This is a genomic window from Veillonella tobetsuensis, assembly GCF_001078375.1.
Taxonomy (GTDB): Bacteria; Bacillota; Negativicutes; order Veillonellales; family Veillonellaceae; genus Veillonella; species Veillonella tobetsuensis.
The window spans coordinates 17,009-30,398 of record NZ_BBXI01000021.1 but is presented as its reverse complement, the minus strand read 5'-3'; the positions used below and the strand labels follow the sequence as shown (position 1 = coordinate 30,398).

The following is a 13,390-nucleotide window of genomic DNA, read 5'->3' as shown; positions in this document are numbered from 1 at the left end:
AAAGATATAGACAATAAGTGGCTTTGCATATTCATTACTTTTAGAGTACACTTTAATAGAGAAATATCTTAAATCGATGTATGTACATGTTTTATAGAAAGGGGTGGAGGTTTGAATACTGCTTATTTAGATATGATTCAGGGAAATAATCCTGGTGTAACACCAGTGTGGTATATGCGCCAAGCTGGGCGCAGTCAAGCTGCCTACCGTAAGATTAAAGAAAAGTACACATTGTTCGAAATTACGAAACAACCAGAACTATGTGCACAAGTTACGGAGTTACCAGTAAAAGAATATGGCGTTGATGCGGCGATTCTTTATAAGGATATTATGAGTCCTATGGTGGCTATTGGTGTAAATGTTGATATTAAACCAGGCGTAGGACCTGTTTTTGATACGCCGATTCGTCGCATAGAAGATATCGAACGGTTGCATCGATTTGATCCAACGAAGGTGGACTACATTGCAAAAACCATTGAACTATTGACGAAAGAGGTCCTTGATGTACCTCTTATCGGGTTTTGCGGTGCCCCTTTCACCATTGCATCCTACCTTATCGAAGGAGGCCCAACAAAAAGCTATAACAAGACACGTGGCATGTTAATTAGCGAGCCGGATATTTGGAATGGTTTGATGGAAAAATTAGCGGATATGTCCATTGACTATTTGTCGATGCAAGCTAATGCAGGCGCTAATGCATTACAGATTTTTGATTCCTGGGTGGGCGCCGTAAATAGCGCTGAATATGAACAAGCTATTTTCCCTCACATGAAACGCATTATTTCAACAATAAAAACCCGATTCCCTAATTTGCCACTCGCCATGAATGGCGTAGGCACAGATCATCTCGTGCCTATATGGGCTAAATTACCCCTTGATATTATTGCTCTAGACTGGCGCAGTTCTATTGGGGAAGCTAAGGATAGAGGTGTTACACAAACTGTACAGGGTAATCTTGACCCAGCCTATTTGTATGCTGATACGAAAACGATTGCTAAAGCGGTAGATGAAATTTTGCTAGATGGTGTTCGTCATGGTAAACATGTATTTAACTTAGGGCATGGCGTATTTCCCGAGGCGGATCCTGCAAAATTACACTGGTTAACTGACTATGTCCATGAAAAGAGCCGTGAATTATGGGCTCGTGAAAGCCGTTGATATGAAACAGGCTATATTACTATTGTCCTTTGGAACTCCTTGTGAAAAATCGGATTTAGTACCATATATGACGAGCATTCGTCATGGGAAAGCTCCGAGTGAGGGGGAATTAGAGGTATTAGCCGCTCGGTATGATGCCATTGGACAATGGGATAATGTAAACTTACAAACAATGGGAGAGCAACAGAAGAAATCCCTTGAAACTCTTTTGGGGGTAGAAGATATATATTTGGCATATCTTCATAAGCCTCATAGCATGGAACAAGCTATAAAGGCGATAGTTGATGCAGGTTATACATCTATTTTGAGTATAGTTACATCCCCTTTTTATTCTGTGGTGGGGACAGGCGCTTATGAACGTAAACTACAAGCCATATTACAAGAGTACAGCCATATATCTTTGGATAATATTCAGTCTTGGTGGGATAGACCTCAATTTATAGAATATTGGTCTTCTCGATTAGCTAATCTTAATCCAACGCAGGCTGATACAATATGTATTTTTTCGGCACACAGTGTGCCTGTTACAACAGTTGGTGATTATGTATTCCACATTACATCGGCTGCAGAGAAAATCGCGGAACGAGTAAATTTAAATCACTGGTGTACTGCGTGGCAAAGTGCTCCTCCTTATGGGGAGTGGTTAGGACCTACCATCGAAACTGTGATTGAACAGGCTCTTTTAGAGGGAGCAAAACGGATTATATGTGTTCCCTTTGGGTTTGTTAGCGATCATGTGGAAATATTATATGATAATGATATCCTATGTCGTAGAATCGTTGAGGCGACCGGTGCAGTATATGAACGTGTGCCGATGCCAAATGGTAATGCTCTATTTATGGCGGGGATGGCCGAGGCTATTAAAGAAAGGATTAACAAGTGAAGGTAACGATTGTTGGCGGTGGCCTTACAGGCCTTACCGTCGCCTATTATTTAGGACATGCTAAGCCAGATTGGCAGATACAACTTTATGAACAGGCTTCGCGCTTTGGTGGTAAAATTCAAACGCAACGGGTGGATGATTTTGTTGTAGAGTTAGGGCCGGACTCTTATTTGAGTCGTAAAACAGAAATGACAGATCTTGTTACTGACCTTGGCTTGGCTGAGACTCTTGTATCTAATGAAACTGGGCAGGCCTATGTATATGATCGTGGCTCAATGCATCCTATTCCAGGGGGCTCTATCATGGGGATTCCTACAGAGATGATGCCCTTTGTGAAAGCTACATTAATCTCTTGGGTTGGTAAACTTCGAGCAGGGCTCGATTATTTTAAAAGTCCATATTCTTTAGATGAAAATGGGGATGTATCTATTGGACACTTTTTCCGTTATCATTTAGGGCAAGAAATGATGGATAAATTAATTGAACCTTTATTGGCAGGCATCTATGGTGGTGATATCTATAAGATTAGTCTGTTATCGACATTCCCACATTTTATTCAAGTAGAACAGAAATATGGGAATATGGTTAAAGGCATGATTAATGCAAAGATGAGCCATCAAAAGGCGGGGGTTTCTAAAGGAGCACAAGGGGCTGCTAATGTAGGTGATGTGCCGCGTGCTGGTAAAGATACGATGACAGATGCTCAGTTTGCAAATAAGCAAGCTGCTCAGTCTATATCTACACAGACTAGCGGGGCTATGAAAGCTGCTAAGGGTACTGCATCACAGTCTGGTATGTTCCGTCAATTGATGGGCGGTCTTGAAAGTGTTATTAATGCTATTGTAGAGCAAATGCCGTCGAATGTTACTTTAACAACAGAGGCCCCCGTGTCTAATATATCTTATAAAGATTCTGTGTATCGATTTGATGTAAATGGACAACAAGTAACAACGGATATGCTCGTTTTATCAACGCCACCAGCAACATATAAAGTGTGGTTTACTGATGATGCTGGCTTTGATGGAGTTCGGAACATGGAGCAATCGAGTTGCGCCATTGCTATTATGGCCTTTGATAAATCTACATTTGATGGTGAGCTCAAAGGTTCTGGTTTGTTGATTACTCGTAAAACAGATACTCCATTAACAGCTTGCACTATACTAAATCAAAAATGGCCACAAACAACACCAGATGATAAAATTGTTCTTCGTGTTTTTATTGGTAAACCTGGTAATGATGTAGTAGAACGATGTAGTGATGACGAACTTTCGGAAGTGGCTCTCAATGAAATTCAACGTATTATGAATTTCGAGGCTAATCCAGAATGGATTAAGATTAATCGCCTTATTCATTGCATGCCGCAATATAATGTAGGGCATCGTGCTGCTATCACAGCTGTTAGAGACCATGTAAAAGAGCATTACCCTAATTTGTATCTCATTGGGACACCATTTGATGGAATTGGAATACCGGATGGGGTAAAGCAGGCTAAGGAACTTGTGCAACGGTTGTCTAGATAATTCTACGTAGCCGGTTCGGTATGGGCGCCAATAGGCTCCAGCTAGCTTAACGGTCTTCGGCCTAGGGCCTCGACCTACTAAAGTCGCCTATTGACACCCATACCTCACCTACTGTAGATTTCTTTAAACAACCGTAGCACAAGGTTCCTTTAGGCTAGTGTAGAGGGGAACGGTCTTCGGCCTAGGGCCTCGACTTACTAAAGTCGCTTCAGAAGGCTTATCCATTGCCTACTGTAGCGGATTTTAGTCTCCAGCTAGTACAAGATCCTTTAGCCTAGGTTAGAGGAAAACGGTCTTCGGCCTAGGGCCTTGATTTGTTAAAGTGTTTTGATTTGTAAATGTTATTTTTATATATTTTGTGTGAAAAGGAGTGATTGTATGGGTAAGGCAATTCCTACTGTTGAGGGTTGGCATAGTCAACATATGGTATTTTCTATGGATTTTAGTGCCTGGAATTGTTTTGAAGCGGCTGAAAAAGAGAAGGCTCGTGCTGAGTTAAAGGCTTTTTTGGATGAATTGGAGTCCATGCATCAAGCTAAGGAAGGCAGTTATGCTTTTTATGATGTAAATGGTTATAAAGGGGATTTGTTGTTGTGGATCTTGGCACCATCTCTTGATGAGTTAGCTAAATGGGAACGCAAATTCCGTCGGCTTACTATTGCGTCTGTACTTGTACAAACATATTCTTATACATCTGTAACAGAGGTAAGTGCTTATGTAAAAGCAAAGCTTGATGTACCAGAGGTGGATGCTAAATTATATCCATGTGTACCAAAGGATAAATATATTTGCTTTTACAATATGACGAAAAAACGTGAAGGCAATGATAACTGGTTTATGTTGCCTCAAGAAGAACGTGGCCGTATGATGCGTGAACATGGCATCACTGGTAGACCATATCTTGAGATCTTATCTGAGTTCACTACAGGTGGCGTTGGTTTAGATGATTGGGAATGGGGCGTTACAATCCTTAGCGATGATGACATCCAATTCAAAAAAATCGTTTACGATATGCGTTTTGAAGAGGCCAGTGCTAGATATGGTATCTTTAGCGATTTCTATGTAGGGACGATTATAGATGATGCTCGTTTTGAAGAAATCTTTCAATAGATTAAACTAGTGCATCCCTAACATATTTTTAATAGGAAATGACGATCTATTTATCATAGTTAAATAGGTCGTCATTTTTGCATTATGTATACAAAATACGCATACGGCTATGATTTTACTGCAACTTAGGTTGCGGTTTTTATATTATCAATTTACAGTGGACTTTGGTATACTGTGTATAGACATTAAATTCTATAGAATATAAATTTTAGATGAGATATATGCAGTCTAATATAGCTATAGAAAGAATTTTCTAGAGATAGTTTGTAATTTATACTTTCACCAAGACCGAACGGAACGATGCCGCAGTGCTTGGATTGATCAAGTGATATGAAGGAGTGCACGTTATGGATATGAATCAGAGCACAATAGAGCAGCGACGTCTAGATCAGGCTAGACTCGAAGCCAATGGCATGTATAGTAGCCAATTTGAGAAAGATGCGTGTGGCATGGGTTTTGTCGTAAATATTAAAGGCAAAAAATCCCATAGTATCATCGATGATGGCTTGCGTATTTTAGAGCGCCTTGAGCACCGCGGTGGAGCAGGTGCCGATAAGGACACAGGGGATGGTGCCGGTATTTTGGTACAAATTCCACATGAGTTCTTTAAACGCGAATGCGAAGTGCTTGGTATCAACTTGCCTGCAGCTGGTGAGTACGGCGTAGGTATGGTCTTCGCCCATAAATATGAAAGCCTCCGTAACGAGCAAAAACGCATTTTTGAAGAGGTAGTACGCGAAGAAGGTCAAGTTGTTCTCGGTTGGCGTGAAGTACCAGTTGATGGTACAAAGGTTGGTCACGAAGCTGCTGCCATTCGCCCTTGGATGATTCAAATCCTCATCGATAAAGGTCCAGATGTAACAAATAATAAAGAGTTTGAACGCAAATTATACATTATCCGTAAATTAGCGGAAAAACGTATTATCCCGTTGAGCAAGGAATTATCTAGCGATTTCTATATCGCATCCTTGTCCTCAAAAACAATCGTATATAAAGGTATGTTAACACCAGGTCAATTGCGTGATTTCTATCTCGATTTGAGCGACCTTGATTTCACATCTGCGTTGGCTATGGTTCACTCTCGTTTCAGTACGAATACATTTCCAAGCTGGGCTCGGGCGCATCCTAACCGCTTCTTAGTGCATAATGGTGAAATCAACACAATCCGTGGTAACGTAAACTGGATTAATGCTCGTGAAGGTAAAGCAGAATCTCCATTATTCCCAGATATTAAAAAGGTATTCCCTGTAGTAGATGACAGCGGTTCTGACTCCGCTATGTTCGACAACACATTGGAATTCTTGCACATGACAGGTCGTTCCTTACCTCATGCCATCATGATGATGATTCCTGAGCCTTGGGAACGCAACAATCTCATGAGCCAAGAAAAACATGACTTCTATGAGTTCAATAGCTTCATGATGGAACCATGGGATGGTCCTGCGGCTATGGGCTTTACTGATGGTACTGTTATCGGTGGCGTACTTGACCGTAATGGTTTGCGTCCTGCTCGTTACTATGTAACAACAGATGACCGAGTAATCATGGCCTCTGAGGTAGGCGTAGTAAATGAAAACGCTGAAAATATCCGCGCTAAAGGTCGTTTGGAACCAGGCAAAATGCTTCTCATCGATACAGCGGAACAACGTATCATTTCCGACGAAGAAATCAAACATCGTGTTGCTACTGAATTACCATATGATGAATGGGTAAAAGAACACGTTATTCACTTGTCTGAAATTACACAGGCTGATGAAAGCGACATTCCAAAAGTTGAAGACTTGTTCAAAAATCAACAAGCCTTTGGTTATACTCAAGAAGACCTTGTGCGTATGATCGTGCCTATGGCAAAAGATGGTAAAGACCCTGTAGGTGCAATGGGTGCCGATGCGCCACTTGCTATCTTGTCCGATAAACCACAATTGTTATACAGCTACTTCAAGCAAATGTTCGCGCAAGTAACAAATCCTCCAATCGACTCTATTCGTGAGGAAATGGTCACATCTACACGGGTTATGCTTGGTAACTCTGGTAACTTAACAGAGCCTAATAAGGCTGGTACTTATGCGTTGTCTATGCGTACACCAATCCTTACAAACCAAGAATTGGCTTCTATTAAGGCTCTAGACTGCCGTCGCATGAAATCTGTTACATTGCCAATCCTCTTTGACCCAACTAAGGGTGCTGAAGGCTTGCGCGATGCATTAGATGAATTATGCGCTAAAGCAGAAGAAGCAGCTCGTACAGATCAAAACGTATTGATTTTATCTGACCGTGGTGTTGATGAAAATCATGCTCCAATTCCAGCATTATTGGCTGTAGCAGCTGTTCACAATCACTTGATCAGAAAAGTATTGCGTACAGAAATCGGTCTTATCCTTGAATCTGGTGAACCTCGTGAAGTACATCACTTCTGTACATTGATCGGTTATGGCGTAACAGCTATCAACCCTTACTTGGCTCTTGAAACTGTACGCGATTTACAAGCTCGTAAACGCCTTGGCGATATTACGCCAGAACAAGCTGAAAAGAACTATATTAAAGCTGCTGTAGGTGGCATCATGAAGGTTATGTCCAAAATGGGTATTTCCACAGTTCGCTCCTACCATGGCGCTCAAATCTTTGAAGCTTTGGGCTTGAATACTAACTTCATTAACAAATTCTTCGTGAATACGCCAACACGTATCGGTGGCATAGGCCTTGGCGGTGTGGCAAACGAAGCCTTGGCTCGTTATGAACGTGCTTTCAAATCCGACGAAACTGTACTCGAACCAGGCGGTTGGTACGGTCCTGTAAAAGATGGGGAAGAACATTTATTCAATCCTAAAACAATTGACCTTTTACAAGAATCCCTTATCAACGGCGATTATGCTAAATATAAAGAATATTCTAAAGCGATTCGCAACGATTACCATGTAACATTGCGTTCTTTGATGGAATTAAACTACCCAGTAGGCGGCGGTATTCCTATCGAAGAGGTTGAACCTGAAGAATCCATCGTAAAACGCTTTAAAGCGGGTGCTATGAGTTATGGTGCTATCAGTAAAGAGGCTCATGAAACGATTGCTATCGCTATGAACCGTCTTGGTTCCACATCTAACTCTGGTGAAGGTGGCGAAGACGTAGCTCGCTTCAAACCATTGCCAAACGGCGACAGCCTAAACTCCGAAGTAAAACAGATCGCCTCTGGTCGTTTCGGTGTAACTGCGAACTACCTCATTCACGCTAAAGAGTTACAAATTAAATGTGCGCAAGGTGCAAAACCGGGTGAAGGTGGTCAATTACCAGGCAAAAAAGTATACCCTGAAATTGCAAAAGCTCGTCACTCCACGCCAGGCGTAGAGCTCGTATCTCCACCACCACATCATGATATTTACTCCATCGAAGACTTAGCTGAGTTGATTTACGACTTGAAATGCGTCAACAAAGATGCGCGTATTTCCGTTAAATTAACATCCGAAGCGGGCGTTGGTACTATCGCTGCTGGTGTAGCGAAAGCAAAAGCAGATAATATCTTGATTTCTGGTTACGATGGTGGTACAGGTGCGGCTGGCCGTACATCTGTGAAACATGCTGGTGTGCCTTGGGAATTAGGCTTGTCAGAAACGTATCAAACATTGATGCTCAATAGATTGCGTGACCGCGTTCAATTAGAGGTAGACTCCAAGTTGATGACAGGTTTCGACGTAGCAGTAGCGGCTATGCTCGGTGCTGAGTTATTCGGCTTTGGTACATTGCCACTCGTTGCCGTAGGCTGTAAAATGGCTCGTGTATGTAATCTCAACACATGTCCTTACGGCGTAGCTACACAAGATGAAAAATTGCGTGCTCGCTTCACAGGTAAACCTGAGTATGTAGAAAACTTGATGATCTTCATTGCTCGTGAATTGCGTGAGATTATGGCTCGCTTAGGCATTCGTTCCGTAGCTGAGTTGGTTGGTCGTATCGATCTTGTTCGTCAAAAATCTCAAGACGATAACTTCAAATTGTCTCGTGTTGACCTTAAACGTATCTTGTTCCGTCCGTACATTGATGCTTCTGTAGGTCACATGCACATGACTGACCAAGATCATGAATTGGAACGTACCTTGGATATGTCTAAGCTCTTGCGTATGTGCCGTCCAGCTATTGAAGATCAAAAACCAATTCGCGCTAAATTGGCTATCAACAACATTAACCGTGTTGTAGGTACCTTGGTTGGTTCTGAGGTAACACGTCGTTATGGTGAAAGTGGCTTACCAGATAACACAATCAAGTTGAACTTTGAAGGTTCTGCTGGTCAATCCTTCGGTGCTTTCATCCCTAAAGGCATGACATTGGAGCTTGAAGGTGATGCGAACGATTACCTCGGTAAAGGTTTATCTGGTGGTACAATTACTGTATATCCACCTAAGAAATCCATCTTCGAAGCGGACGAAAATATCCTTATCGGTAACGTTGCCTTCTATGGTGCAACATCTGGTACATCCTACATCAATGGTGTAGCTGGTGAACGTTTCGCGGTTCGTAACAGCGGTATCACTGCTGTTGTTGAAGGCGTAGGCGACCATGGTTGTGAATACATGACTGGTGGCGAAGTACTTGTACTTGGTAAAATCGGTCGTAACTTCGCAGCAGGTATGTCCGGTGGCTATGCGTACATCCTCGATTGCGATGAACGTTATGTAAACACAGGCCTCGTAGAATTACGTCCTGCTAATAATGATGATCTTAAACGCATTAAAGAATTAGTAGAACAACACGTATTACATACTAACTCCGCTAAAGGTCGTCACATCCTGGAAAACTGGAATAACTTTGTAAACAGATTTACAAAAGTTGTACCTGTAGCATATGAAGAAATGCACGCTGCTATTGAACGCTATAAAGAACAAGGCTTATCTTTGGAAGAAGCACAATTAGCTGCATTCAAAGAAAAATATGCAAAATAATTTCTAATCTAACTGAATATTCTTTAGATAAGATATATGAAATGCCTCTATAGCTTTGACTATAGAGGCATTTTCATGTATAATATTTATATTGCAATATTGGATCATGGCAGTTCTCGGGCCTGTGCAATGGGGGCCTGTGAATCGTGTCAGGACTGAGAGGTAGCAGCACTAAGCGGTAACCTTCATGTGCCACGGGGAACCCGGGGGCTGTCGTGATCGAATATTGCAAGGCGGCCTAAGGGGTCGCTTTTTTTATGTCTAATTGATGGACAAAACTACTATTACAAATTATTGATAGAACTCTATAAAATGAGTCAGATTTTCATGGATATGGTATAATAAAGTATTGTTATTTTCAGAAAATTTACAGGAAAAAGGGGGTGTTCCAATGGCATATATGGCATTATATCGCAAGTATCGTCCGCAGACGTTTACCGATGTAGTTGGGCAACATCAGGTTAGTGATACATTGATGCGGGCTATCCGCGAGGATAAGGTGGCCCATGCGTATTTGTTTGCAGGTCCTCGTGGGACTGGTAAAACGAGTATGGCCAAGATTTTTGCTCGTGCCATTAACTGTGAACAGGGCCCTACAGATCATCCTTGTAATGAATGCAGCGTATGCAAATCAATTTTGAGTGGTCAATCTATGGACGTCCTTGAAATTGACGCCGCATCAAATCGTGGTATTGATGAGATTCGCGCTCTTCGTGAAAGCGTCAAATTTATGCCTGTAGAAGGGCGTAAAAAGGTATTCATCATCGACGAAGCACATATGCTTACCAATGAGGCCTGGAATGCTTTATTGAAAACCATAGAGGAACCACCGGATCACGTGATGTTTATCTTTGCTACTACAGAGATTGAAAAGTTACCAGTAACAATCGTATCTCGCTGTCAACGTTATACCTTTAGACGTATTACGTCTGATGATATTGCACAGCGTTTACAATATGTAGCAGAAAAAGAAGGCTTTGCGTTAGATGCAAATGCGGCGCGGCTTATCGCAGTTCATGCAGATGGTGGCTTGCGTGATGCGTTGAGTATTTTAGACCAATGTGTGGGCATGGCAAGTGATGAGATTACGCCTGCTGTAGTAGAGGAATTAATTGGTCTTGTTAGTAAAGATTGGATTATTCGTTTCCTAACAGCACTACACAATGGGGATGGTCCAGCTGTGTTGAAATATATTCAAGAAGCACTTGGTGAAGGTCGTGATAGTGCTCAAATCATGGAGGCCCTTACGCAGCATTTGAGGGCTTTATTAATTGTCAAGGTAGCACCAGATGCAGAAGAACTAAAGGTTTATGATTCGTTCTGGGACGAGTTTTTAGATCAAGCGCAAATCATTGAGTTTGGTACGATTAATCAATATATTAAACAGTTACAATCCATCATGAATGATGCGAAACAAGTAGATAATCCACGAACAGTTATTGAAATGGGTTTATTGGTACTATGTGCTGGTATATCTAAGGTTCATGACGATGTGGAGACACGTTTATCTGCATTGGAACTTTCAGAGCGAGATGCTCGTGAAGGTGTTTTGAATCGGCTGGCTAAATTGGAACAGCAAGGCCCTACGATAGCAGCACCGATTAATTTTGTTGCAACGCCTAGTGCTTCGCGGTCAACATTGGCAGATGATGACTTTATCCCACCACCTATGGAGGAGTATGAATCTGTTACGATTCATGAGGTGCCAACAAATTATACACCGAGTCCTAGTGTGGCCGAGTCGATGCCTAGTGGGGGTGCAAAAAACTCTATGACTGGCATGACACCGCCACCTATGAAAGGAATGGTGCCGCCACCTATAGCGGGGGTGGGGAATACACCACCACCTATGACAGGAAAGACATCGCCAAGCAGAACGACGGCGCATAAGCCAATGCAACAGAGAAAAAGCACTGGTATTAGCCAAACGGCAGTCATTGGAGAAACAATGGTGACTGCAGTAGAATATGGAACCATTCATGGTACTGTGATAAAATATCTAAAGGACAGTGATAGAGGTTTCGCTTCAAATATTGCTGGGCAGGGACAACTTATTTATGTAGACAGAGAAAAGGCCGTATTAGCTTTTGAAAAAGGGCTTTATCTTAATTTGGCTGCTAATGAGGCTAATCGCAAAGAAATCGCTGTGGCCTTCCAATATGCTTTAGGCTATGTTGTGTCTGTAGAAGTGGTTGATTCTGCAACTGAGGTATTTATAGAGTATAAGACGGCGAGTGGTGTTGGCTCCAATAAGGCCGTACCACCCAAACGGACTCAGTCTGTAACTGTTGCACCGTCAACGCCAGCACCGGTAGAAGCTCAGTTACTAGGTGATACAAGCAAAACTGCTAAACCTAGTGTGACTAGAACAGAATCGCCTGCCAGTGATATAAAGCCTAAAGAACCTATGAGCTCTGAAGCAAGAAATGATGCTAAACAGGCAGCTTTGGCGGCTCTAGCAGCAAAAGGGATTATGCCATCTAGTAACAAGGTGGATACTGATGCATCTATAGCTAAACCAACTTCTCATGATGATGGGGGAATTCCTGTTATGAGTCTTGATGGCACACAGGTTATGACTGAAGATGGTGAAGTGATCAACCGCCCTATGGATAGTGGTGCAACCGTGGAGGTAGAAGCTGTCCCAAAGCGTGAATACCAGTGGGACCCATCTAATATGGGCGTTGAGGAACAACAAAACCCACTGTTAGCTAAAACATTAGAAAAACTTTCAGAAGACCATGATATTTATGTAGAGGTTATTGAAGAGTAATATTAGATTATTTTCACATCATCGTGAATATAGATACATTATTTTATTGTTAATACGGACTTTCACAGTCCTATAAGGAGGAAATACAATGTTCGGTAAAGGTATGGGCAATATGGCAGGCATGATGAAAAAGGTTCAAAAAATGCAAGCTGACATGCAAAAAATGCAAGAAGAGTTAAAAACTCGCACTGTAGAGGCGTCTGTAGGTGGCGGTGCAGTTACCGTAGTCATGAATGGCGAAAAAATGATTGAATCTTTAAAATTGAACCCATCTGCAGTTGATCCTGAAGATGTAGAAATGCTTGAAGATTTGGTAACTGCTGCTGTTAATGAAGCAAGTAAAAAAATTGACGACTTGTTAGCTCAAGAAATGGGCAAAGTAACAGGTGGTCTTAACTTGCCAACAGGTTTATTCTAAATGACAAATGCATTAGAACGGCTCGTAGAACAGTTGCGCAGATTGCCTGGTATCGGCTCTAAATCAGCCCGTCGCTTGGCATACCATCTCGTTGAAATGCCTCAAGAAGAGGTGGATAGCTTGGTAAATACCATTGTTGAAGCAAAAGGGGCAACCCGTCATTGTTCTATCTGTTTTAATTTATCCGCTCAGGACCCTTGTGAGTTTTGCTCTAATCCGAATCGCGATCAAACTACGATTATGGTGGTAGAGACATCCCGTGATGTCATTGCCCTTGAACGCAGTGGTGATTACAAGGGTTTATACCATGTATTAGAAGGCGCTTTATCTCCGTTGGAGGGCATTGGCGCCGAAGACATTCGCGTTAAAGAGCTTATCGCACGCTTGCGTGATGGTGTTGTACAGGAGGTTATCCTTGCAACAGATCCTGATGTAGAAGGGGAAGCAACAGCTCTCTACTTAGCTCGTCTACTAGCTCCAAGTGGCATTAAGGTAACGCGTATTGCTCGTGGTGTTCCTGTAGGTGGTGACATCGAATATGCTGATGAATTAACCTTGGGTGGTGCCGTTGTAAACCGCCAAGAAATGAAAGGATAA

The 13,390-nt window shown here is 42.2% G+C and carries 8 protein-coding genes and 1 other RNA gene; all 9 read left to right on the top strand.

The genetic code is table 11. From position 1 onward, the window contains the following. Positions 1–111 precede the first annotated feature (111 nt). Positions 112–1,158: a uroporphyrinogen decarboxylase gene (gene hemE / locus VEI_RS08150; RefSeq protein WP_059364142.1), complete on the top strand. Its 1,047-nt coding sequence runs from the start codon at positions 112–114 to the stop codon at positions 1,156–1,158. After that, entirely contained in the window at positions 1,112–2,041 is a 930-nt protein-coding gene (hemH, locus tag VEI_RS08145) for a ferrochelatase (protein ID WP_223209359.1), read from the top strand. The genes hemE and hemH overlap by 47 nt, the downstream gene beginning before the upstream one ends. After that, complete coding sequence (gene hemG, locus VEI_RS08140) at positions 2,038–3,561, top strand: protoporphyrinogen oxidase (protein WP_059364137.1); 1,524 nt, start codon at positions 2,038–2,040, stop codon at positions 3,559–3,561. Before hemH ends, hemG begins: the two co-directional genes overlap by 4 nt. A 378-nt stretch (positions 3,562–3,939) precedes the next feature. Then, on the top strand, positions 3,940–4,671 hold the full coding sequence (gene hemQ, locus VEI_RS08135; protein ID WP_059364135.1) for a hydrogen peroxide-dependent heme synthase: 732 nt from the start codon (positions 3,940–3,942) through the stop codon (positions 4,669–4,671). A 347-nt stretch (positions 4,672–5,018) separates the two neighbouring features. Beyond that, positions 5,019–9,602 carry a glutamate synthase large subunit gene (gene gltB / locus VEI_RS08130; RefSeq protein WP_059364133.1) on the top strand — a complete coding sequence of 1,528 codons (4,584 nt, stop codon included), beginning with the start codon at positions 5,019–5,021 and terminating at the stop codon, positions 9,600–9,602. Between the two features lie 113 nt (positions 9,603–9,715). Continuing rightward, positions 9,716–9,815: signal recognition particle sRNA small type (gene ffs, locus VEI_RS08125), an RNA gene on the top strand. A 178-nt stretch (positions 9,816–9,993) separates the two neighbouring features. After that, positions 9,994–12,375: a DNA polymerase III subunit gamma/tau gene (dnaX, locus tag VEI_RS08115; RefSeq protein WP_059364131.1), complete on the top strand. Its 2,382-nt coding sequence runs from the start codon at positions 9,994–9,996 to the stop codon at positions 12,373–12,375. A gap of 88 nt (positions 12,376–12,463) precedes the next feature. Further along, on the top strand, positions 12,464–12,793 hold the full coding sequence (locus VEI_RS08110) for a YbaB/EbfC family nucleoid-associated protein (RefSeq protein WP_059364130.1): 330 nt from the start codon (positions 12,464–12,466) through the stop codon (positions 12,791–12,793). Further along, entirely contained in the window at positions 12,794–13,390 is a 597-nt protein-coding gene (gene recR / locus VEI_RS08105) for a recombination mediator RecR (protein ID WP_059364128.1), read from the top strand. It abuts the gene before it with no gap.